This window comes from Pseudovibrio sp. WM33 (assembly GCF_001623165.1).
GTDB lineage: Bacteria > Pseudomonadota > Alphaproteobacteria > Rhizobiales > Stappiaceae > Pseudovibrio.
This window is the reverse complement of record NZ_LMCK01000084.1, coordinates 104,115-125,296: the sequence shown is the minus strand read 5'-3', so window position 1 is coordinate 125,296 and position 21,182 is coordinate 104,115. Positions and strand designations below refer to the sequence as shown.

At 51.6% G+C, this 21,182-nt stretch carries 23 protein-coding genes; 10 read left to right on the top strand and 13 right to left on the bottom strand.

The window, feature by feature from the left end; translation table 11 throughout:
- Window positions 1-203: 203 nt before the first annotated feature.
- Window positions 204-500: a hypothetical protein gene (locus tag PsWM33_RS14375; protein WP_057463341.1), complete on the bottom strand. Its 297-nt coding sequence runs from the start codon at window positions 498-500 to the stop codon at window positions 204-206.
- Window positions 501-885: 385 nt separating this feature from the next.
- Between PsWM33_RS14375 and PsWM33_RS14370 the strand changes: the two genes are divergently transcribed.
- A complete protein-coding gene (locus PsWM33_RS14370; RefSeq protein WP_063300672.1) occupies window positions 886-1,143 on the top strand; it encodes a YjhX family toxin in 258 nt (85 codons plus the stop codon).
- A gap of 60 nt (window positions 1,144-1,203) precedes the next feature.
- Here the strand turns inward: PsWM33_RS14370 and PsWM33_RS14365 are convergent, their stop codons facing one another.
- Window positions 1,204-2,022: an alpha/beta fold hydrolase gene (locus PsWM33_RS14365; protein WP_063300671.1), complete on the bottom strand. Its 819-nt coding sequence runs from the start codon at window positions 2,020-2,022 to the stop codon at window positions 1,204-1,206.
- A 177-nt stretch (window positions 2,023-2,199) separates the two neighbouring features.
- Between PsWM33_RS14365 and PsWM33_RS28790 the strand changes: the two genes are divergently transcribed.
- Window positions 2,200-2,382, top strand: a complete 183-nt coding sequence (locus PsWM33_RS28790; RefSeq protein ID WP_342585919.1) for an ArsR/SmtB family transcription factor — start codon at window positions 2,200-2,202, stop codon at window positions 2,380-2,382.
- A gap of 102 nt (window positions 2,383-2,484) precedes the next feature.
- Here the strand turns inward: PsWM33_RS28790 and PsWM33_RS14355 are convergent, their stop codons facing one another.
- The 5 genes from PsWM33_RS14355 to PsWM33_RS27340 form a co-directional block, all read right to left on the bottom strand.
- A complete protein-coding gene (locus PsWM33_RS14355) occupies window positions 2,485-2,880 on the bottom strand; it encodes a hypothetical protein (protein WP_057463344.1) in 396 nt (131 codons plus the stop codon).
- A gap of 121 nt (window positions 2,881-3,001) precedes the next feature.
- A complete protein-coding gene (locus PsWM33_RS14350; RefSeq protein WP_063300669.1) occupies window positions 3,002-4,522 on the bottom strand; it encodes a multicopper oxidase family protein in 1,521 nt (506 codons plus the stop codon).
- A gap of 92 nt (window positions 4,523-4,614) precedes the next feature.
- Entirely contained in the window at window positions 4,615-5,829 is a 1,215-nt protein-coding gene (locus tag PsWM33_RS14345; RefSeq protein ID WP_063300668.1) for an NAD(P)/FAD-dependent oxidoreductase, read from the bottom strand.
- Between the two features lie 327 nt (window positions 5,830-6,156).
- Window positions 6,157-6,834, bottom strand: coding sequence for a cysteine hydrolase family protein (locus PsWM33_RS14340; protein ID WP_063300667.1), 678 nt, complete (start codon window positions 6,832-6,834; stop codon window positions 6,157-6,159).
- Between the two features lie 13 nt (window positions 6,835-6,847).
- The gene (locus tag PsWM33_RS27340) at window positions 6,848-6,994 is read right to left on the bottom strand and encodes a hypothetical protein (RefSeq protein WP_193778401.1); all 147 of its coding nucleotides are present in this window, start codon (window positions 6,992-6,994) and stop codon (window positions 6,848-6,850) included.
- Window positions 6,995-7,171: 177 nt separating this feature from the next.
- Between PsWM33_RS27340 and PsWM33_RS14335 the strand changes: the two genes are divergently transcribed.
- Both PsWM33_RS14335 and PsWM33_RS14330 read left to right on the top strand, forming a co-directional pair.
- Window positions 7,172-8,476 (top strand): SDR family oxidoreductase, encoded by a 1,305-nt coding sequence (locus tag PsWM33_RS14335; protein WP_063300689.1) that lies wholly within the window; start codon window positions 7,172-7,174, stop codon window positions 8,474-8,476.
- Complete coding sequence (locus PsWM33_RS14330) at window positions 8,473-8,946, top strand: DUF2269 family protein (RefSeq protein WP_063300666.1); 474 nt, start codon at window positions 8,473-8,475, stop codon at window positions 8,944-8,946. Before PsWM33_RS14335 ends, PsWM33_RS14330 begins: the two co-directional genes overlap by 4 nt.
- Before the next feature lie 763 nt (window positions 8,947-9,709).
- Here the strand turns inward: PsWM33_RS14330 and gatA are convergent.
- The 3 genes from gatA to PsWM33_RS14310 all read right to left on the bottom strand — a co-directional run bounded on the left by gatA (window position 9,710) and on the right by PsWM33_RS14310 (window position 12,871).
- Window positions 9,710-11,197 (bottom strand): Asp-tRNA(Asn)/Glu-tRNA(Gln) amidotransferase subunit GatA, encoded by a 1,488-nt coding sequence (gene gatA / locus PsWM33_RS14320; protein ID WP_063300664.1) that lies wholly within the window; start codon window positions 11,195-11,197, stop codon window positions 9,710-9,712.
- 21 nt (window positions 11,198-11,218) lie between these two features.
- Window positions 11,219-11,506, bottom strand: a complete 288-nt coding sequence (gatC, locus tag PsWM33_RS14315) for an Asp-tRNA(Asn)/Glu-tRNA(Gln) amidotransferase subunit GatC (protein ID WP_063300663.1) — start codon at window positions 11,504-11,506, stop codon at window positions 11,219-11,221.
- A gap of 144 nt (window positions 11,507-11,650) precedes the next feature.
- Complete coding sequence (locus PsWM33_RS14310; RefSeq protein WP_063300662.1) at window positions 11,651-12,871, bottom strand: MFS transporter; 1,221 nt, start codon at window positions 12,869-12,871, stop codon at window positions 11,651-11,653.
- Window positions 12,872-12,952: 81 nt separating this feature from the next.
- Here PsWM33_RS14310 and PsWM33_RS14305 point away from each other — a divergent pair, with 81 nt between their 5' ends.
- The 4 genes from PsWM33_RS14305 (at window position 12,953) to PsWM33_RS14290 (ending at window position 15,999) form a co-directional block, all read left to right on the top strand.
- Window positions 12,953-13,918 carry a GlxA family transcriptional regulator gene (locus tag PsWM33_RS14305; RefSeq protein WP_063300661.1) on the top strand — a complete coding sequence of 322 codons (966 nt, stop codon included), beginning with the start codon at window positions 12,953-12,955 and terminating at the stop codon, window positions 13,916-13,918.
- Window positions 13,918-14,469 (top strand): TetR/AcrR family transcriptional regulator, encoded by a 552-nt coding sequence (locus tag PsWM33_RS14300; RefSeq protein WP_063300660.1) that lies wholly within the window; start codon window positions 13,918-13,920, stop codon window positions 14,467-14,469. The genes PsWM33_RS14305 and PsWM33_RS14300 overlap by 1 nt, the downstream gene beginning before the upstream one ends.
- A gap of 189 nt (window positions 14,470-14,658) precedes the next feature.
- Window positions 14,659-15,132: a YHS domain-containing (seleno)protein gene (locus tag PsWM33_RS14295; protein ID WP_057463357.1), complete on the top strand. Its 474-nt coding sequence runs from the start codon at window positions 14,659-14,661 to the stop codon at window positions 15,130-15,132.
- A gap of 393 nt (window positions 15,133-15,525) precedes the next feature.
- Entirely contained in the window at window positions 15,526-15,999 is a 474-nt protein-coding gene (locus tag PsWM33_RS14290; protein ID WP_057463358.1) for a YHS domain-containing (seleno)protein, read from the top strand.
- A 169-nt stretch (window positions 16,000-16,168) separates the two neighbouring features.
- Here PsWM33_RS14290 and PsWM33_RS14285 read toward each other — a convergent pair whose 3' ends face one another.
- Window positions 16,169-16,906: a metal-dependent hydrolase gene (locus tag PsWM33_RS14285; protein WP_063300659.1), complete on the bottom strand. Its 738-nt coding sequence runs from the start codon at window positions 16,904-16,906 to the stop codon at window positions 16,169-16,171.
- 132 nt (window positions 16,907-17,038) lie between these two features.
- Window positions 17,039-17,722, bottom strand: a complete 684-nt coding sequence (gene ung, locus PsWM33_RS14280) for a uracil-DNA glycosylase (protein ID WP_208994567.1) — start codon at window positions 17,720-17,722, stop codon at window positions 17,039-17,041.
- Between the two features lie 137 nt (window positions 17,723-17,859).
- Here ung and ruvX point away from each other — a divergent pair, with 137 nt between their 5' ends.
- Complete coding sequence (gene ruvX / locus PsWM33_RS14275; RefSeq protein ID WP_063289427.1) at window positions 17,860-18,357, top strand: Holliday junction resolvase RuvX; 498 nt, start codon at window positions 17,860-17,862, stop codon at window positions 18,355-18,357.
- Window positions 18,358-18,525: 168 nt separating this feature from the next.
- Window positions 18,526-19,464: an AEC family transporter gene (locus PsWM33_RS14270; protein WP_057463362.1), complete on the top strand. Its 939-nt coding sequence runs from the start codon at window positions 18,526-18,528 to the stop codon at window positions 19,462-19,464.
- Here PsWM33_RS14270 and PsWM33_RS14265 read toward each other — a convergent pair.
- On the bottom strand, window positions 19,449-21,104 hold the full coding sequence (locus tag PsWM33_RS14265) for an acyl-CoA dehydrogenase family protein (protein WP_082827011.1): 1,656 nt from the start codon (window positions 21,102-21,104) through the stop codon (window positions 19,449-19,451). The two genes, PsWM33_RS14270 and PsWM33_RS14265, sit on opposite strands and share 16 nt — an antisense overlap.
- Between the last annotated feature and the right edge of the window lie 78 nt (window positions 21,105-21,182).

The following is a 21,182-nucleotide window of genomic DNA, read 5'->3' as shown; positions in this document are numbered from 1 at the left end:
TCACGGAAGTCCGGCCACGCGATGCACAGCCACGAAGACCACCTAATTTCTCAATGGTGTTGGGTAGGCCATCAACCCCGCAATGGCAAGTGAATCTTAGGGGGTTTTTGAACCAGAGTGCCTAAATTTCGGGGAGAAGCTTGTAGAAAGTCGCGCAGAAGCATCTGGAGCTTGACCCACGCTGAACAACAATCCCTCAGCACTCACTTTGCGCGGCGACGACTTGCCCCGATTTTCATAGCAATAGCACTTACAATCAGCCCCGTCGCGAAGCGGAACGGGAACAACGCCAGCGGCCCCACTTCAGGGTTCCACGGCAAAGGTATCCCGACAAGCTTGATAAGCCCCTCAAGAAACAAGCTGAGCGCAGCTGCAGCAAATCCTGCAATGAAGATCTTCCCCCGCTGATTGGCGTAGTAGCCCATATAGGCGGCGATCAATATGGCAAACGGATTCAAAAGTCCCGGCCACAGCAGGATTACAGAGATATCGTCGGTCATTAAAGTCTCATTCAGATCAATTAGGAAAGCACCTGCACAGCGCTACGTAGTTCCCCTAGCACATTATTGGAGTGACTGCGAAACAGACTTGGAGCACATCCCCGAAAAGTACGTTGCAGAGAATAATAGGGAGAGACGTCCATCACTTCCAGCAAATCTGCAACACCTGCTTGTTTTCGCAGTCCAGCAAGAAATGACACGCTTGCGACACTCAGATGGGTTGCCTATAAGGCAGCCATCAATCAATGGAGTTTTGATGCGAGCTCGACAAGAGTCCCGGTAAAGCCCTGTCGAAGATAGACAGGGCATGCACAATCCAAACAATCTCACTGACCGCATGAGCGGGCAGACGAGACAAGTGCATCTTTAAAACTCAAAGACATCCATGGATTTTTCGAAAGCTGAACAGCGCATTTTGCATGTGCTGGCACAAGGCGGCTGCATTGAATTGCGCCGTGACGATGATGGCACTCTGGAAGAAATGAACTGCGTCACCCGAGACGGCTGGTATTATGCCGGTCTTTCCGAGCACATCTTCAGAAAACTGAAGTACAGACGCCTGATCTCCTCAAAAGGAGGCCGCCCCTATCGCATTACCAAACTGGGCCTGACCCGCGTCCGCAGCCAGCTCGACAATCGCTGACCAACACCACCCTGCAGCACCATGCTGCGGGGTGGTTTTCAATCAAGCAAAGCTTGGGTGTCATCTACCCAAAATCTGCTTCAAAACCGCTGCTACAATAGCCTCAGGGCAATCTTCCTGAACCAAATGACCAGCTTGAGGAACTGGAATACAATCTTCCCCGGAAATCAGACCGGCCAAAACCTCCCCCTTCTCATAGGGGATCCACTCATCACACGCCCCCCAAAGTACAGAGACCGGGCAATCCAGAGCCCCATAAAATCCCTGAACTTCATCAGTGTATTTCTGATCCATCTGCGCAATCTGACGATAAAATGCTGGTTGCCCAACGGGTCCAATCCACGGAGCGGCATAAATCTCCAAAGCCTCCTCGGAAAGCTCGTGATGAGCAGCCGTCTGCAAATAAGCCCGTAATATCGCTTTATGCATATACTCCGGCATCCCGGCAAAGGCCTCGGAATGTTGGCGCACGTGCTGGACCAACGATGATCCCCATGGAGCCAAAGCAACCGCATCAAATATCGTCAAAGAACCGTAACGCAGACCATTCAGATAATAGGCCCGCAGAGCTGTCGCGCCTCCAAAATCATGAGCCAGAACATCAGGGCGATCTAACTCCCATTCCTGAAACAGGGCAACCAACACCTCATTTTGCACCCCGAGGGAAACATCCTGCCCTTCGCGTTTCTCGGAGTAACCGTAGCCCACCAGGTCAAAGTAATAGACCCTCCTGTGATCGAAGAGATGCGGCACAATCCTGCGCCAGACCTGCGAAGAAAAAGGTGTGCCATGGATGGCAACCAGTGGCGGTCCATCCCCCATCGCCCCCCAGCGAACAGCGTTTCCGTTAATAACCGAGGTGTTTGGAAGTTCCAGCATAGCACGACTCACATTGACATTTAGCTAAATGACTATATAAATATTTACATGGATAGAGCAATACAAATTAAAGCCATCTCCAGTGAGCCTCGTTTAATGGTCCTGCGCCTTCTGAGAGACCCACAAAAACACTTCAGCCATCAGCAATCAGCTGATCCTTCTGAGTTTGGAGTTTGCATGACTTTGATTGCAGAGGCGCTTGGCGTTGCCCAACCCACGGCCAGCAGGCATCTGGATATTTTAAAACAAGCTGGCTTTATAACTGCACAAAAGCATTTGAAATGGTCCTACTGCAAACGCAACGAACCTGAAATCAAAGAGTTTTTGCATTGGCTCAACATGGAAATCTCGCCAAACTAAATCATCTGATGCTCAAATCTCACATTTACTCAATACTGGGAAAAAACGCACAGCATCACGAGACCTCGCAGCAGCGTTCTGCGAGGTCAATTAGCACGAGCATTAGTTACAGGTCGTGTAAAAGAACCTTCGATCCCGGTCCTCGCGATATGAATAGACATGACAGGTCGTTTGATATCGCCCTCGATCCCATAATTCGACAGTCACATGGGTAGCCGGAGGGCGTCCGCCACGATGCCAAACACCACTCTCATCACGCAGGAGCAAGTACAGACCATCAGTCCCTGCCGGATTCTGGTAAGCACGCTGGATATCGCGATCAGATGATTCACTCAGCACCTGCCGAACAGTTGGCCCTGTAAAACTTGAGCGTGAGTCCAAAGTTCTATTACCTACAAGGGTATCAGGCTCATCTGCCCAATAAACGTCAGCCTGAGCACTCGGCAGACCAACACTCAACGCCAGCGCACAGACAACTATAAACTTTCCGATTTTCATTTATTCTTCCTTTCCCCGAAACTTCGGGCAAAAGGAAGACGCAGCAGCCCCCTTTTTAAGCAGCTAAATCCGGCAACAGCGTAAACACATCAAGAGCAGCCCCCCAACAGAAATTACGGAGCTACCGCAGCATCTCACGTTCACCAACAACGTAGCGCACGGGCTGCATCATCCCAACAGCCAAGTGCCAGATGTTGTGACAGTGATAGGCCCACATGCCGGGGTTGTTGGCCAGAAATTCGATGGTCACCGTCTGCTTCTTAGGCACCCAAACCGTATCCATCACTGGCGCATAGTCGTCATCAGGACCACCAAGTACGCGAAATGTATGGCCGTGAAGGTGCATAGGATGAGACATGGGAGACCGATTGATCATCCGCAACTGAACCACCTCACCCTGTTTCACATCCAGATACGTCTTTTGCGGATCAGGCCCCGCATAGGGCTCAGGCCAGTAGTGATTGTTCATCATCCACTCATAGGCCTTCATATCTCCCGAAAGCAGCACATCATAAACACGATCAACTTTTCGGCCAAACCCTGATGCCTCAAGCGACTTCAGGCTTCTGAAATCAACAGTGACCCCGTCAAAGGAAGGCCGCTTGTCATTCACGCTGGCCTTCACATCATCAGTATGAATAACCCCAAGACACTGCTTACTATCACCAAGCGCAGCAGCATGGATTGTGTAACTACCACTGTCCGGCACATCTACCAGCACATCATAACGGGCTGATGTCGGGACAATCACATTCTGCCCTTCAACAGGCTGCATACGGTTGCCATCAACTTCAATGACTGAGAACTTCAGTCCGTCAATAGAAATTCTGAAGAAGGTGCTGCCGGACGAGTTGATCAACCGCAGCCGCAAACGCGCTCCTTTTTTGACCGTCAACGTCCACGGTTTGGAGTTGGGTTGCCCATTCAGAGTGTAACCAGCATTCACAACATCAATATCAAAGTCTTTGGCGTTAGGAGGCTCATAAGCATCTTTGATCTCGGGCCGATGCCTGCCACTGCGCAAGCCTTTGATAATCTCCCCACCTTCGGCTGGTGGAATGTCGCTAAACATCAGCGCTTCATCATGATCATAGGAATATGGATTGTCCTTGGGTTCAATAATGAGAGCTCCTAGAAGGCCATACTGCTCCTGCAAGCCAAGATGAGAGTGGTAATAATAGCTTCCCTGCTGAACCAGCGGAAACTCGTAATATTGCGAAGCTCCGGCCTGAATGGGAAGCTGCGCAATCTCAGGCACGCCATCTTGTAGTGATGGCAATAGCAGTCCATGCCAGTGAATGCAGGTGGGATGTGTCATCCGGTTGTTGATGAGCACCCGGAACATATCCCCTTCCGTATATCGGATGGGAGTACCCGGCCATGTGCCACCAACAAGCATGCCTTTAAGATCGACGCCATATTGGGAGTAGGGTTTTTCATCCACGTCCAACGTGAAATCCGGCTTAGCAACACCCGCACCAAGGAGTGACTGTGCGCAAGCTGTTTCCGGCACCACAGAAGCAGGAGGTAAAACAGGTTGAGATTGCTGCGCGCCAGCACTGCCGGAAATGAATGTAGCTGCACCTGCCGCAAGCCCGCCGCTTGCGCTGGTTTTCACAAAGTCTCGACGGCTCAGCTTCATAAGCGCACCTGCTCTTCCAGACGGAAAAAAGCAGTTTAGGCAGGGAAACGCTACATTTCCCTAGCATTATCGAGAGGATTATAAGGAATGAGTTACGCGCCGACCAAACGATCAGCGCCCATGGAGCCCAGCGCAAGTGAGCTGGTCAGGCCTGGGCTTTCGATACCCATGTAAGTCAACAGCCCCGGAATGCCGTGAGTTTCCTCACCCCAAATCGCAAAGTCGGCTGCTTCAGCATCCGCAGGAACCAGCTTAGGACGAATACCAGAATAGTCCGCTTGCAAGCTGCCATCGGCCAGATCGGGATAATATTTACGGATCTGCGAATAAAACCGTTCGCCGTGCGCTTCATTCACTTCGTAGTCGATCTCGTCGATCCACTCCACATCAGGACCAAAGCGTGCTTGATTGCCCATATCCAGCGTGAGGTGAACACCAAGCCCACCCGGCTCTGGCACAGGATAAATCAGATGCGAGAACGGAGCATCTCCGGCAAGGCTGAAATAGTTGCCTTTCGCATAGTAAAGCTTCGGCACTTTACATGACATGTGCCCGGCCAGCTTGGAGAGCATCTTATTGGAGTGAAGACCCGCAGCAATCACAAGCTCATGACAAGTGATCGCGTAGCCATCCTTCATGACAACGGTAAAGCCATCGCCTTTGAAGTTCTTGGCAGCAAACTCTTCATGCTCGTCATCATCAAAGTGATGATCAGCCGCTTCCAGATCCTCTTCCACCAGAATGTCAGCGCCCATCAGTTCGCTTGGACGCATGCCGGTTTCGATCTCGGTGACTTCTGTCCCAACAACAACAAGCCCGCCATGCGCCTCTAATCCACCTTGCAGTGCCATCATATACGCATGACTATCCACAATGCCTGTGGAAGGAGAAAACAGAGCGCCCTTACACGCCAGATGCGGCTCAAAGCCCCGCGCCTGTGCTTCATTGAGCATCAAAAGATCATCAACACCATTGGCAGCAGCACGTGCGCGAATGCCATCCAGCATGGAAACCTGGCTTTCATCGGTTGCTACAATCAGCTTACCAACGCGCTTGTACGGCACGCTAAATTCCTCACAAAAGGAATACAGCATCTCCTTACCTTGCACGCAAGCTTTTGATTTCAATGAATCTTTTGCGTAGTAAATTCCGGCATGGACAACTTCGGAATTACGAGCACTGATTTCGGAGCCGATGATTTCGTGCTGTTCAAGCACAATAACTTCACGTCCCCTGCGCGCTAGTTCATAAGCCGCGCTCAAGCCCACAACTCCTGCACCGATTACGATGCACTCAACGTCTGCCATGCTATTCCTGTTTGCTCTTTTATTGTTGGGAGACAGACCCATAGCACATTACGCAGCAATCTAAACAATATACCCACAGCCTTTCCCGCATTAATCCCCAAGGCAAATGTGTAGATTTTGAGGCAGTATGTCTTGAAACGGCAAAACACCCAACATCTAGTAGGCAGCTTAATATACCAGGGTTCAGCTCATTCAATTTGATCCACAGCCAGATGCATCACGCAGATACACAAGCAAAAAGCCTGCGTCAGACGCAGACTTTTCCCATGCCCATGTAGGGTGCATGTTGATAATGTGCAACCGACACAATGCAGGTGAGATCAGAACCTACTGAGCTACGGCCAGCTCTGCCGATTTCACCAGCTGCACGCCCTTGCTCACCAACTCTGCCCGACAGTCCGTCCAGCCTTTCGGATCAATGGAAAGCACAGCATCCTCTGCCAGCTCCACCGCATATCCACGCCCCAGCGCACCAAGCGCCGTACTCTTCACACAGTAACATCCATCAAGCCCGGCAATCCTGAGCCGTCCAACACCGTGCGTCTTCAGGAAAGCCTCCAGCTCTTCACTGGCAAATGCATCCCCCACACTCTTCACAATATCCATGTCCGGCTGAAACCCGATCCGCTTATCCAACTCAAGCCCGTCAGAGCCCTTTGCCCCAAGCCCTTCGCCAAGCAATCCAATCAGAAAGTTCGTATAGCCTCCCTCATAGATCAACCGTGTGGTAATCACCGGTTCTCCGCGCGCCTGCGCCTCTGCCGCCAACGCATTAATCCGCGCAATCCGCTCTTCCACAAAAGCAGCAGGCCACTGTCGTGCCTTGGTATCCTTTGTAAAGTCCTCCTGCACATCCAGCACCAGCAACGCAGACTGACCGCGGCTTGCCTTATCAATCACGTCTCCCTGCGTCGGCCCCTGCAACCGCATCAAGCGCTGCGCGGTGTATCCCGCACCAATCAGAAGCACCAAAACCACAAGACCAACAACACTCCACATACTCATCAATGCCTCCAAGTTACGACTGTGCCAGTGAGGAAAAACAACCAAGCACCGCCCGCGGCACTTTCAGGTGCGCCCGCATCTCACTTGCACGCGGGCACTGCAAAAGCCCTTCAAGAATAGACCGTACTGCGCCAAAGGCCGTGTGATCTGATCCACTCATAAAGCGAATTCGCCCGTTCAGGATCTCTCTGCATGTCCCGCTCTTCCATACCCGCACAAAACCACTGCACGACATATTTGTCAATTAAGTTGACAAATAAGATGCACTCAACTGAACGCCCTCGTGTTAGATTGAGGCATTAAAGTGAGTCTGGTCTTCGTTTTTAAAGTTCAATTTATGAGTAACCGCAAATCAGCAATTGTCCTCGGCGCTTATGGCTTCATCGGAGCAGCTTGCGTCAAACATCTTCAACACTCAGGATTTCATGTCACGGGGGTTGGACGCTCCCAATCAGCCGCCCGGCAATGCTTTCCTGAACTACAGTGGCACTTTCTGGATATAGCCTCCGCAACCACTGAGGATTGGAGCAAAATCTTTGAAGCAGCAGATGTAGTCATAAACGCATCCGGCGCCCTGCAAGACTCTGCCAAAGACAATCTGGAAGCAATCCATGTGCAAGCCATCGAGCATATGTGCGAGGCTTTGGTCAACACAGATAAGCTGTTCATCCAGATCTCCGCTGCAGGCGTCGCGCTTGACGCAACCACCAATTTCTTCCGCACCAAAGCAAAAGGCGATGCAATCATCCGGCAACAGCTTGAACACGCAATCATTCTGCGCCCTGCCCTTGTTATTGGACCACAAGCCTATGGCGGAACAGCACTTCTACGAGCAGCCAGCGCGATGCCGCTCGTTGGCTTTAAGGTATTCCCCAAAAGCCAAATTCAAGCCATTGCATTAGACGACCTGGCACAAGCAGTCACACACTGCGCGCTTGGCAAAATCCCGACAGGGACAACGGCAGACCTGGCTGAAGAAACACCTCAAACCCTCTGGCAACTCACAAAAGCAATAAGAGCATGGCAAGGCTTCCCGCAATGGCGCTATGCCGTTACAACACCAAACTGGCTCCTAACAGTGACAAGTAAACTGGCGGATGCTCTTGGTGGGCTTAGATGGCGTTCACCTCTGCGATCCACATCCATCGAAACCCTGCAAAACGGCATCACCGCTGATACGTCCATATGGCAAAAGGCAGGTGGGTTCCGATGCAAGTCACTGGATGAAACACTGAGGTGTCTACCAAGCTCAACGCAGGAGCGTTGGTTTGCCAGACTTTATCTTCTGTTGCCCCTCACCATCGCCTGCCTTTCTCTCTTCTGGCTTGCCTCTGGCATCATCGGAGCAATCCAGTTTAGCGACGCACAGAGAGTTCTGACCGAGCGCGGCATGGATCAAACACTAAGTCTGCTCTTTGTCTTTGCAGGCAGCATCGCAGACGTCACGCTTGGCAGCCTCATCCTCTTTAGAAGACACACCCGCCTCGCCTGTCTGGGCATGATCGCAGTGACACTTGGATATTTAGGCGCTGGCACATTGTGGGCAACAGACCTCTGGGCAGCTCCCCTTGGCCCGTATGTCAAAACAATCCCCGCCATGATCCTAGCCCTCTTTCCCATTCTGCTGCTGGAGGAAAGATGACCTACGAGTTCCTCAAGTTCCTGCACATCATCAGCGCCTGTGTCCTCATCGGAACAGGCGCAGGCATCGCCTTTTTCATGGTGATCGCCTCCAGAACTCTTGATGCGGCTGCAATCGCTCACACTGCCGGAACAGTTGTCCTTGCAGACACCCTCTTCACAGCCACAGCAGTGATCGTTCAACCCATCACCGGATATCTGCTGGCAAGACACGTTGGCTGGTCTTTGACCGAAGGTTGGATCGTACTCTCACTCGCACTTTACGTGCTTATTGGCGCATTCTGGCTCCCAGTGGTCTGGATACAAATCCAACTCAGAAACCTCGCCGCATCAGCCGCCCAAACATGCACGCCATTACCACCCCGCTACCACACCCTCTACCGCATCTGGTTCGCCTGCGGCTTTCCGGCTTTCGTTGCGATACTTGGGATTGTTTGGCTGATGATTGTGAGACCGGAGATTGCCTATTGAATATCAGATTTAAAGTCTGCGCCTAAATTTCTGAAATAATAAAATTAGTATATCCGTAATATACAACTCTTGGTATTAAGATCTTAAATAACAACTACTCGCCCAAAGGCAGTAATGAACACTCACAACACAGGCATTTCAAAATGCAACTTCTATTCAAGTTTATGAGAACAATAAAGTCACTCGCATATTTTACCAAGAGATCTGACGAATACTCAGTTAAGTCCAAGGATAAATTATTAAGTGATCTATACAAGATCACCTGGAATAAGGAACAGTACATAAACACAACAATAAATAGCTACAAAGAAGAAATATATAGATATGCATTTAACAGACAAGAAAAGCGGAAAATCATAAGCTCCTACGAAGAGAACCTATACCAAAATTTCGATAGATATGAGCAAGTGATCCAGAATGAAGTCAAAAAACTCTATAGTCGACAAGAGTTAGAAATAGCGATCGAATTTTATAGAACATTTGAAGGAAAACATTTTCTTCGTAAGCAAGAAAAAGTGGAGCAAAAATGCAATCAGGCATATCTCAAATGGACTCACGCTGCTGCCATAAAGTCTTTGGAGTTCCGTCTCCAAGAAGTAATGTCAATCTATGATCAGGACTACCAATAAGGAAGCTTCTTTTTTCTACAAAGGCATAACTGCATAGCCACCGTGAGATGGTCAACTACAGAAACCAACGCCCAACAAAAAGGCCCCGGATCTCTCCGAGGCCTTCGTCATTTCATAGCAGCAAGCGCTGAGGCTTATTTGCTCCACCAGTTGGCGGAAGGCTCGAAGCGGCCGGCGGCCTGTTCGATGACTTCACCAACCTGGAACAGAGTGCCTTCATCGAATGGCTTACCGATCAGCTGCAGGCCCAGTGGCAGGCCGTCTTTGTTAAGGCCAGCTGGGATGGACATGCCCGGAACACCAGCCATGTTGGCTGTCACGGTGAACACGTCATTCATGTACATGGTCACTGGATCAGTGATCTCACCCGGCGCAAACGCTGCATCTGGCGTGGTTGGTGTCAGGATTGCATCCACACCGTCCGCCCATGCATTGTCAAAATCCTGCTTGATCAGGGTACGAACCTTCTGCGCTTTCAGGTAGTACGCATCGTAGTAACCTGCAGACAGAACGTAGGTGCCGATCATCACGCGGCGCTTCACTTCATCACCAAAGCCAGCTGCGCGGGTGTTCTCATACATCTCTACAATGTCATTGCCCGGTACACGCAGACCGTAACGAACACCGTCATAACGCGCCAGGTTGGAAGACGCTTCCGCTGGAGCCACGATGTAGTAAGCAGGCAAAGCGTATTTGGTGTTTGGCAGAGAAATCTCGACGATCTCAGCGCCAGCTTCCTTCAGCCATGCAATACCCTGCTGCCAGAGCGCCTCAATCTCCTCTGGAATACCGTCCATGTGGTATTCTTTAGGAATACCGATCTTCATGCCCTTGATGGACTTGCCGATGAAATCTTCATAGTTCGGCACAGGCACATCAACAGAAGTGGTGTCTTTCGCATCAACAGAAGCCATGGACTTCAGCAGGATCGCGTTATCACGCACGGTACGGCCAATTGGACCAGCCTGATCCAATGAGGACGCAAACGCAACCATGCCCCAACGAGAGCAGCGGCCATAGGTTGGCTTGATGCCAACAGTACCGGTCAGTGCTGCAGGCTGACGAATGGAACCACCGGTATCAGAAGCTGTTGCCGCCGCACAAAGATGTGCAGCAACGGCAGAAGCGGAACCACCAGAAGACCCACCAGGAACCAGCGCAGTCTCAGTGCCATTGCGGCGCCAAGGGTTTACAACGTTGCCGTAAAAGGAAGTCTCGTTGGAAGAGCCCATCGCGAACTCATCCATGTTCAGCTTACCCAGCATCACAGCACCGTCGTCAAACAGGTTCTGCGTAACAGTGGACTCATACTCTGGCTTAAAGCCATCGAGGATGTGAGAACACGCCTGAGTGTGAACACCTTTGGTCGCATAAAGGTCTTTAATGCCGAGAGGAATACCTTCCAGCGGACGCGCCTCGCCAGCAGCGATTTTTGCGTCAGACGCTTTGGCCTGCTCACGCGCAATATCACCAGTCACAGCAATATACGCATTAAGCGCCTCATTGCCGGACTCGATAGCACCGAGGTAGCTCTCAGTCAGTTCAGTTGCGGTAAAGTCGCGGGCAGCAAGCTTGTCGCGCGCCTCAGCGATCGTCAGTTTGGTAAGATCAGTCACAGTCATTATCCTCGTGAAATCGGGCGCTTATTCAACAACTTTGGGCACGGTGAAGAAGTTGTCTTCATGCACCGGCGCGTTGGAAACAACCTTGTCCGCATAACCGCCGTCTGTCTGGCCATCACTGCGCTTCTTCATAGTGGTTTCAACCACAGAGGTCATTGGCTCAACGCCGTCAACATTCACTTCGTTCAGCTGCTCAACAAAACCAAGGATCGTGTTCAGCTCACCAGTCATTTTCTCCGCCTGCGCGTCATCAACCTTGATGCGCGCCAGTCCGGCAACACGTTTTACGGTGTTCAGATCAACCGACATGTTTCACTCCGAAATTACGGGGGCAAAGAACTGCCCGCCTCGAATTCATCGCAAAGAGCTATAAACACAAAAAAACAGCAGAACAATCACTGCCCTGCTGTTCATCCCTCATATTCTCAATATTACGGAACTGATCAGTACCGATTATTGAGAAGCATATGCAGGTGATCTCCCGCGAACACCTGACACCGCCAGCCACAACGCCAGACCTAGCAACAGCGGAAGCGCAGAAAGTGAAAGCCCTGCCCAACCAACAGTGCTGAACAAAATACCCGTTGAAAGCGCACAGATCGCAGACACCAACGCCACGACTGAATCGTTGGCCCCCTGGGCAAACGGCGCATCTTCAGGCGCAACAACCTCAACCAAACGAGATGTCGCGCCGATAAAACCAAAGTTCCAGCCAACACCCAGCAGGATCAAAGCCACATAGAAGGCCCAAATCTCAACACTCAGCGCACCAATCACACCAGCCCCAACAAGCATCAACAAACCCAGCACCATGACCGCGGTTGTTCCAATCCGGCGGATGATAAAGCCTGTAACAAAGCTCGGACCAAACATGGCGACCAAATGCCAGCGGATTACATCGCTGGATTGACCAACAGAAAACCCACAATAGTCCATCGCAAGCGGTGTAGGCGACATCTGCATAGTCATGAAGCCAAAGGAAAGCCCGGCACAAGCCGTCGCACTCCAGACAGCTGGTCGGCGCAGCACCTTCAAGGACGCAACAAACCCTTTGGTAGTCTGATCTTTCTTCAAAGCAGGTGGCAGGCTCAAACCAAGCACAGGCAATGCGCCCACAACAGCAACACCTGCCAACGCCAGATAACTGCCCACAAACGGAATGACTCCGCCGAAATCTTTCACCACACCAACAAGGCTTGGGCCAAGCAGCGCAGAGAGCAACCCCATAGACATGCTTAGCGAGATCGCCATGGGCTTCCACTTTTCGCTGGCGCTATCAGACGCAGCAAACCGCATAAAAGTGTAGGCCGCCGTGGCAATGCCTAAAAGAACATGTCCAACAAGCAACACGACAAACTGATTGGAATAAAGCGCATAAACGCAGAGCAACGAACCGATAATGCTCAGGACTACACCCAACAATATCCCGTTCCGACGCCCATACCGCCCCATAAACAGCGAGATTGGTGTAGCAAACAGAAAGTTACCAAACATCTGCAAGGCAAGCGGCACAGTTGCCATAGTGGGATGGGGCGCCAGATACGACCCTGCCAGAGCGCTGATCGCAATCAGGATTGGCATCTGCATGGAAAGGATTGCTGTTGCAATCAAAATGAGCGGAAAATTGCGCGCCCTATAGGCAGTCCCCGGCTCCGCTACCTTTGAAAATCTCATTGTTATTCCTCGAAGAAACTTTGACCTCCTTGAGATTACCGCCTACAACAATTGGCAGTTAGGACATTCAAGCTTCAAATCATGCCAAACACACAAATCGAGCATTACCGTCATATAGATGCACTCGTGTATCACGGGATCAACCTTCTGGATCTGGCAGGCCCGATGCAGGCTTTCTGGACGGCAGACAGTTATCATCCCAAGTATAAGCTCAAGATTCTCTCTGTTGATGGTCAGCCGGTAGAAACCCAGCCCGGGATCAAAATCGCCGTTGATGGCAAGATATCCGACTGGAACCCAGCCGCTGATCTTCTCATCCCCGGAGGACGCGTCGATAAAGAGCTGGGCAGCAATACCCTTCGCTCGCTTCTTCAAAAAGCTGCAGCAAGAACAAACGGAGAGCGCATCATCTCCATCTGCTCCGGCGCACTTATTCTGGCAGACGCTGGCATTTTAGATGGCAAGCAAGCCAGCACCCATTGGAGCCGCGCTTCCACAGCACAAACAGAGTTCCCAAATGTGAACTGGCAGCTCAACCAACTCTTCGTCAATGCAGGTAATGTCTACAGCTCTGCAGGTGTCACCGCAGGCATAGACCTGACCTTGCACCTCATCGAGCAAGATCTGGGGGCAGCGATCTCACTGAAGACCGCGCAGGAGCTGGTGGTCTATCTGCGCCGCAATGGAGGACAAACTCAGTTCTCCTCCGCCCTCTCCCTGCAAGCCGCCGGTCAATCCAACATCGCCAAACTCTCGGAGATCATTTTGTCAGAGCCGGAAGCAGACTGGACCATCGAGAACATGGCAAAATCAGCAGGTGTCTCCACGCGCACCCTGCACCGCCGCCTGAAAGAAGACATTGGCGCGACCCCAGCTCAGTTCGTAGAGCGTCTTCGGTTGGATCTTGCCAGAACAGCCCTTCTCAAACGCAGCTCCATCAAGCAGGCAGCTCACTTGTCCGGTTTCGGGCATATCCAAAATCTACGCCGTGCCTTCCAGCGAAACTTTGGCATCACACCCTCTGAGTATGCGGAGAGGTTTTCCTGATGCCTGAGCCGACCACACCAAGAGGCCGCCCACAAAACAACGAACTCACCCGTCTGATCCTGACTACAACGCTCAAAGCACTGGCAACGGATGGCTATCACGGCACCTCAACCCAGCGAATTGCGCAGACAGCAGGCACGTCCAAACAAGCGCTGTATCGCCGCTGGCCAAACAAAGCAGGTCTGGCTCTCGAAGCCCTGCGCTACGGGTTCCGCCAGGTTCCCCCCATCTACCCCGGTATGTCTTCTTTTCATAATGACTTGCAGGACGCCACTTCAGGCATCCTCAACGCCCTGCACGACACTCCGTTAGGCACCGCATGGCTTGCCCTGCTCTCAGAGCCTTCGTTAGTGGAGGAACTTTCCCTCATTGAAGGTGAACAGCGCACGCACTTCAGACAGGTTTTCGTTTACTGGAATACCACTGCAACCATGGAGACAAGCATCGACCAACTTCTCGGTTTTGTGTTTTTCACCAGCCTCGTTCGTAGGAGAAAACCGACACTACGGGAAATTACCGAGTTAATTCAAAGCATTACAAGTCGATCATAAAAAATCAAAGCCGCTCTCCTCTTGGTGAAGACACTTGATTGGCACTTGTACACCCTCCTGGGGCAAGAAGATTGGGCCTCGCAAGAACGGGCAATTTCCGCAGGCCGAGGTTGTCGAACAAACAAAGCATTCTTCCTGACCTGGTTTTGTTTGTCCGGCGAAATTCATTGTTTCATTGAGGGTAATATAATGAAAATCAAATCTATCGCTGTTGCAGCGGCTATTGCAGGTGCCGCCCTGTCCGCAAGCACATTCGGCGCATTCGCTGATGAAATCTCGACCTACACCTCTGGTGGTTATGCGATTGGTGGCACCGATCCTGTTGCATACTTCACACAAAACAAGCCTGTTCAGGGTAAAGCTGAATTTACCGCTCAGTACGACGGCGTAACCTGGAAATTCTCCAGCGCTGAAAACCGTGACAAATTCGTTGCAGAGCCAGCAAAGTTCGCTCCGCAGTACGGTGGCTGGTGTGCAGTTGGTGCATCCTTCGGCAGCAAGCTGGAAACCAAGCCTGAGCTTTGGGACATCGTCGACGGCAAGCTCTACCTCAACGCACACGATGGTGCAGTAAAGCGCATGCAGTCCCGCACAATCGAAACGATCACCAATGCAGACACAAACTGGGTTGAGATCCGCGACGTACCAGCAGACAAACTCTAAGTTTCCTTCAGTGCATATGCTGCAATAGGCGATGCCTAGCGCCTATTCCGACATCTCCCCAAATCTCATGGTGGCATATGCATTGAGCCCTAGAGAAAGCCGCAGAAATCTGCGGCTTTCTTTCGTTTATGGCACCCATTAGCTCAAAGCACACATAAACAAAACTAACGCTGCATCTACAACAAGTTACGCATCTTCAAATGCACTTTGCAGCGAGTAAACCTTCCCCTCACAACCAGTTCTCAAAACGGTGATGAAGCGTTATTGGCCTTAAGATAGGTATTCACGCATAGTGTTTTCAGAACATAGATAAAAACCAGTGGTTCCCCATAATCAACTGGTAAACGAAACAAGCCAGACTTGGCTTCAAAGATCAGTCCGAAGGAGTTGCCCATGCCGATCAAATCTTCAGTTCTTGCAGTTGGACTAGCACTGTCAGCACTTGTAACTGTTCCGATGACGGCAATGGCCGATGACGTAACCAACTTCGTTGAAGAAGGCTACGCAATCAAAGGAACTGATCCGGTCGCTTACTTCACACAAGGCAAGCCAGTTCCTGGCAAAAAAGAGTATTCCACGCAGTATCAGGATGTGACGTGGCTGTTCTCTTCCGCTGAAAATCTCGACAAGTTCAAAAAGGATCCAACCAAGTACGCGCCTCAGTATGGTGGTTGGTGTGCGACTGGTGTGAGCTTCGGAGTAAAAATTCCGATCCAGCCAGAACAATGGAAGATCGTCGATGGCAAACTTTACCTGAATGCCCATGCAGGCGCCCAGCGTCACTTCCTAAAAGACCCGAACGCTTCCATCGCCCGGGCAAATGAAAACTGGCCAACAATCATACACACGCCAGAAGCAGACCTTTAAGCGAACCCCACCCAAGCTCCCTTGAAGGCCACTCAAGCTACGCGTGCCCCCAACTAAGCGTAGCTCCCGCGGTGAAAGCAAAAAAACGCGGAATGTGTCCCTTTCAAACTTTAAAGGCCTCAGTTCACGCTGAGGCCTTTTCTTGTTTCAGTGACAAAAATCAATGCAGCTATGAAGCTGCAACACTGTTATTGACTGTCACCGTCTCCCCCGGCTTCAGCTTTGCCACACGAAATGCATCATCCTCCATGCATTCGGTAAACTGATCTGCGCTCTGGTCTAAAATTGGGAAGGTACCGTAGTGACACGGAATGATGGTCTGAAACTCGAAGAACCTCTGACACGCCATTGATGCGGTGCGAGCGCCCATAGTGAACCGATCCCCGATCGGCACAATCCCAATCTGGGGTCGGTAAATCTCGTTGATCAGCTCCATATCAGAGAAGATATCCGTATCACCCATATGTAACAGTGTTGGCTCATCCTCAGCCATCACCACAACACCAGCTGGGTTACCCAGATACACGTCTGCAACGCTGCCTTCACTATCAAACGAACAGGCTGAACTGTGCACTGCATTGGTCAGCGCCACACCAAACGCCCCCATGTTCACGCAGCCGCCATGGTTCATAGGATTGATCTTCTCAATACCTTTGTCCTGCGCCCACATGCAGATTTCCCAGTTCGCCGTAAGCGTTGCACCAGTCACTTTCAAAATATCGATGGTATCGCCCACATGATCGTCGTGGCCATGGGTCAGCAGAACATGATCGACACCTTCACTCACCTGCTCCACACTCATCTCTGCCGGAAAGCTCGGATTGCCAGACAAGAACGGGTCAATCAGAAGCGTTGCCCCGGGAATGTAAACCTTAAAAGCAGAATGGCCCAGAAACTGTAAATCCATACTACCAATCCCCCAATGCGGAGCGCCGAAACGCGGCACATCCGTGATATCTAAAATATTATCTAAACTAGTAGGAATTTGGTTACACAACCCTTAAATGTAACTGGACACTGACAAAACTCCAGTAATGCCCTAGGAGATATTCCAGTCAATCTCTGCAATACCATGTTCTTTCAAATAAGCATTGGTTTTGGAAAATGGAGCCGACCCGATAAAACCGCGCCGTGCCGACAACGGCGATGGATGGGCACTCATCAAAACCAGATGCTTACTCTCATCAATCAGATCCAGCTTCTTCTGTGCATGCGCGCCCCAGAGGATAAACACCAGATGCTCTCGTGCCTCGGACAAGCCCTTGATCGCAGCATCCGTAAACGGCGCCCACCCTTTCTTGGCATGAGACCCGGCCTTGGCTTCCTCCACACTCAAAGACGTGTTGAGCAGCAAAATACCCTGCTCCGCCCAATACGTTAAACACCCATGAGCTGCTGGCGCTAAACCAAGGTCGCTCTCCAACTCCTTGAAGATATTGCGAAGCGACGGCGGCAGTTTCACGCCTTTGCGAACTGAGAAGGAAAGTCCATGTGCCTGCCCTTCCCCGTGGTAGGGGTCCTGCCCAAGGATGACAACACGCACATCACTCAGAGCAGCTGCGTTAAAGGCAGCGTAGCAGTCAGCTGTCGGAGGATAAATGGTCTTTCCTTCCGCTTCCTCAGCATCCAGAAAGGCCTGGAGTTTCTGAAAGTAGGGTTTATCCATTTCAGGAGCCAGAATGCCCTGCCATCCCTTTTCAAACTGCACTTGCGTCACGCCTATATCCACCTGCTCAATCGTCTTGCACCCTTACCTTTATCAGAACAGCCGTTGCACAGTTCAGCAGGAAACAGCATGTCCCCGAGAAAAATTTAGATTACCTGCTTGGCGTTGCTCTCAAGCCGTGCTAACCCGCCGCCATGGCAAATGATCCCTCACTTTCTCTCGAAGATTTCTGCGACGCGCTTTATGATGATGACCGCCTGATTGGTATCGATCTTGGCAGCAAGACCATTGGTTTGGCACTGACTGATTCAGGTCGGCAGATTGCATCTCCATTGGAGACCATCAAGCGCAAGAAGTTTACACAGGATGTCGAACGTCTGCTGGATCTTTGTAAGGAACACAGTGTCTTTGGCCTCGTCATCGGCCTGCCGCTCAACATGGATGGCACCGAGGGTCCGCGCTGTCAGGCGACCCGCGCATTTGTGCGCAACCTTGCCCAGAAAACGGAAATCCCGATCACCTACTGGGACGAGCGCCTCTCCACCGCTGCCGTCACACGCACACTTATCGAAGCAGACCGTTCCCGCGCCCGCCGAGCCGAGCTGGTCGACAAGATGGCTGCCTCCTACATCCTGCAGGGCTTCCTGGACCGTATCAACTATGGCGGCACCTCTCTCTTTGAGGACGAGTAGGTCCAGCTCTCAAGCAACAACACTTGAGAAAATTTAAGGCGCCCTGCGCTTTACCACTCTGCTTTTTTCAGGCTACGTGAATAAACGGATACGCGCCTCAATGCGCTGTTTGTCCATCCACTTGCAAAGACACTTTCTTGTCTATGCAACAGCCTGAAAAGCACAAGCATGTTCTCTGCCCTGTCAGCCATCATCTCTGTCTTGCTCCTCACAGCCACAGGATGGTTCCTCCGTCACCGCAATCTCATCCCAAGAGAGCGCTGGAGCGGTATGGAAGATCTGGCCTATTGGGTTCTGTTCCCTGCGATCATCCTGATCAATGTGGGCACCTCAGACTTTTCGGCAATGCCAGTCATGGAAATCACCATATCCGTACTGGGAACCTTCTCGCTTCTGGCCATTCTGTGCCTCGTCCTGCAACCCTTTCTAAAACAGAAGTTTGCAATCGAAGGTCCGCGCTTCACTTCCATTTTTCAAGGTGTTGTGCGCTGGAATGGTTTTGTCGCCATGGCAATCGCAGCCAATAGTTTTGGAGAGGAAGGTGTGGCGCTGGTGGCGGTCATCATGGCAATCATGATCCCGGCAGCAAACCTGCTCTGCGTGATTGTGCTATCGATCTATGCAGGAGGGTCTGTCCCCTCGCCAAAGACGCTTGCAAAAGAGCTGATCAAGAACCCTTTCATCATCAGCGTTGCAGCCGGAGGCCTCATCAACGCCTCCGGTGGTTATATTCCGGAAGTTATTGCAAACTATCTGACATTTTTGGGAAGTGCCGCCCTACCAATTGCAGTTCTGTGCGTCGGTGCAGCTTTGGATTTGGGGGCACTGCGTCGCCCGGGCCCAGCGCTTACATCAGCTCTGCTTTTGCGCAACGTACTTGCACCAGGCATTGCCTTGAGTTTTGCGCTCGCGCTTGGGCTTGACGAAATCTCGGCAACCATCGTCACACTGGTGTTCTCTGTTCCGGCAGCAGGGGCAAGTTTTGTTCTGGCGAGGAAAATGGGCGGCGACGCCAAGTTGATGGCCGAAATTCTGACCCTTCAGACAGTCGCCGCCGCAATCACTATTCCGACGTGGTTATTGGTCGTGGCCTACTTGATCGGGTAAAGCCACTCCAAAATGCCCTTGGCATCATAGCGTGCATCCAGCATGCCGTAGCTTGAACGCCACTGGCCTGCCATACGGGTCTCAATAAACGCATTGGCAATCGCTGGAGGAGCAACTTCTTTCAGCGCAGCAGCCGCAGCTGTGATCGCCAGTTGTTCAGTCAGCAACCGGGCACCACCCTCATCTTCCAGACACGTCCGCGCTGCAGCCTGCAACACTTCAACAGACACCTTGCCGGCAGGACCAAGATCAGCTTCCAGCATGCCAAGCACATTCATGAAGCTGTCTGGCGTACGATGCATCGCCCGCAACAGATCCAGCGCCATGATGTTGCCTGAGCCTTCCCAAATGCTGTTGACTGGGGCTTCACGATAGATCCGGGCCATGTCGTGGTCTTCCACGTACCCGTTGCCACCCAGACACTCCATCGCCTCAGCGGCAACGTTCTCTGCACTCTTACAGATCCAGTATTTCGCAGCAGGCGTGATGATCCTCAGGAAGTCAGCAGCCTGACTGTCTTCACCTTCCAAATCCATGCAATGCGACAGTTTCAACGCCAGTGCCTCACTTGCAGCCATATCCAGAGACATGTCCGCAAGAACCCGCTGCATCAGTGGCTTCTCAATAAGGCGAGCACCGAATGCACTGCGGTTGGAGGTATGATGAACCGCTCTGGAAATCGCCGCCCGCATCAGGGCAGAAGACCCAATACAACAGTCCACACGGGTAGGCGTCACCATTTTCAAAATGGTCTTGATGCCCTTACCCACTTCCCCCACAAGGAAGCCAACAGCATTGTTAAACTCAACCTCGGAAGAAGCGTTGGATTTGTTACCCAGCTTGTTTTTCAGGCGCTGGAAATCCAGCCCGTTCACTTCGCCAGATTCCAAAATACGCGGTACGAGGAAACAGGTCGGCCCCTCTTCCAACTTCGCCAACACAAGGAACGCATCACACATTGGCGCAGAGAAGAACCACTTATGTCCATTGATCACATAAGTATCGTCAGAAACTTTTTCAGCGCGAGTGATGATCTGACGTAAGTCGGAACCACCCTGCTTCTCCGTCATACCCATACCAAGGCTTGCACCCATCTTCTGGCTGGCAGGGCGAAAACGCTGATCATACTTACGGCTCAGGATGCGCTCATTCCACACCTTGGCAAGCTCGGGCGCCTGAGTGAGGGCCATGGCAGAGGCATTGGTCATGGTCACTGGGCAAAGGTGTCCACCTTCCACCTGACTCATCAAAAAATACTTGCGCGCACGATTATAAAACGCACGCTCCCCCCCCGGTTCCATGGATTCAACGGACGCACTGTGCAGGCCAGCCTCAAAGGAGCGGCGCATCAGCGCGTGGTAGGACGGGTGAAATTCAACAATATCCAGACGGCGACCATACGGATCGTGTGTTTTCAGCACCGGTTCATTAACATTTGCCAATCTCCCCAGATCCAGTGCATCTGCGGCTCCACACTGCTCGCCAAACTTGATAAGCTCCTCTCGTGCAGAATCGTTGGTTCCCGTGCCACCCAAATCAGCAAGGAGAATTGGATCACTCTCGGCAAGGTTATACCCACAATATGGCGGGGCCTGATTAATTACCCCTGTCGTCATAGTGGCTTGTGAAACTTTATCCATTTTTCCTCCCGCGAGTTGCCCCAGCGATTTTGATAGGTTAGCGCGCACGTTGCAACTGCGATTTGCACAATAAAAACT

Bases quoted from the DNA above. Each gene is read 5' to 3' on its own strand.
- PsWM33_RS14375 (WP_057463341.1), bottom strand. From the start codon at position 500: ATGACCGACGATATCTCTGTAATCCTGCTGTGGCCGGGACTTTTGAAT.
- PsWM33_RS14370 (WP_063300672.1), top strand. From the start codon at position 886: ATGGATTTTTCGAAAGCTGAACAGCGCATTTTGCATGTGCTGGCACAA.
- PsWM33_RS14365 (WP_063300671.1), bottom strand. From the start codon at position 2,022: ATGCTGGAACTTCCAAACACCTCGGTTATTAACGGAAACGCTGTTCGC.
- PsWM33_RS28790 (WP_342585919.1), top strand. From the start codon at position 2,200: ATGACTTTGATTGCAGAGGCGCTTGGCGTTGCCCAACCCACGGCCAGC.
- PsWM33_RS14355 (WP_057463344.1), bottom strand. From the start codon at position 2,880: ATGAAAATCGGAAAGTTTATAGTTGTCTGTGCGCTGGCGTTGAGTGTT.
- PsWM33_RS14350 (WP_063300669.1), bottom strand. From the start codon at position 4,522: ATGAAGCTGAGCCGTCGAGACTTTGTGAAAACCAGCGCAAGCGGCGGG.
- PsWM33_RS14345 (WP_063300668.1), bottom strand. From the start codon at position 5,829: ATGGCAGACGTTGAGTGCATCGTAATCGGTGCAGGAGTTGTGGGCTTG.
- PsWM33_RS14340 (WP_063300667.1), bottom strand. From the start codon at position 6,834: ATGAGTATGTGGAGTGTTGTTGGTCTTGTGGTTTTGGTGCTTCTGATT.
- PsWM33_RS27340 (WP_193778401.1), bottom strand. From the start codon at position 6,994: ATGAGTGGATCAGATCACACGGCCTTTGGCGCAGTACGGTCTATTCTT.
- PsWM33_RS14335 (WP_063300689.1), top strand. From the start codon at position 7,172: ATGAGTAACCGCAAATCAGCAATTGTCCTCGGCGCTTATGGCTTCATC.
- PsWM33_RS14330 (WP_063300666.1), top strand. From the start codon at position 8,473: ATGACCTACGAGTTCCTCAAGTTCCTGCACATCATCAGCGCCTGTGTC.
- gatA (WP_063300664.1), bottom strand. From the start codon at position 11,197: ATGACTGTGACTGATCTTACCAAACTGACGATCGCTGAGGCGCGCGAC.
- gatC (WP_063300663.1), bottom strand. From the start codon at position 11,506: ATGTCGGTTGATCTGAACACCGTAAAACGTGTTGCCGGACTGGCGCGC.
- PsWM33_RS14310 (WP_063300662.1), bottom strand. From the start codon at position 12,871: ATGAGATTTTCAAAGGTAGCGGAGCCGGGGACTGCCTATAGGGCGCGC.
- PsWM33_RS14305 (WP_063300661.1), top strand. From the start codon at position 12,953: ATGCCAAACACACAAATCGAGCATTACCGTCATATAGATGCACTCGTG.
- PsWM33_RS14300 (WP_063300660.1), top strand. From the start codon at position 13,918: ATGCCTGAGCCGACCACACCAAGAGGCCGCCCACAAAACAACGAACTC.
- PsWM33_RS14295 (WP_057463357.1), top strand. From the start codon at position 14,659: ATGAAAATCAAATCTATCGCTGTTGCAGCGGCTATTGCAGGTGCCGCC.
- PsWM33_RS14290 (WP_057463358.1), top strand. From the start codon at position 15,526: ATGCCGATCAAATCTTCAGTTCTTGCAGTTGGACTAGCACTGTCAGCA.
- PsWM33_RS14285 (WP_063300659.1), bottom strand. From the start codon at position 16,906: ATGGATTTACAGTTTCTGGGCCATTCTGCTTTTAAGGTTTACATTCCC.
- ruvX (WP_063289427.1), top strand. From the start codon at position 17,860: ATGGCAAATGATCCCTCACTTTCTCTCGAAGATTTCTGCGACGCGCTT.
- PsWM33_RS14270 (WP_057463362.1), top strand. From the start codon at position 18,526: ATGTTCTCTGCCCTGTCAGCCATCATCTCTGTCTTGCTCCTCACAGCC.
- PsWM33_RS14265 (WP_082827011.1), bottom strand. From the start codon at position 21,104: ATGGATAAAGTTTCACAAGCCACTATGACGACAGGGGTAATTAATCAG.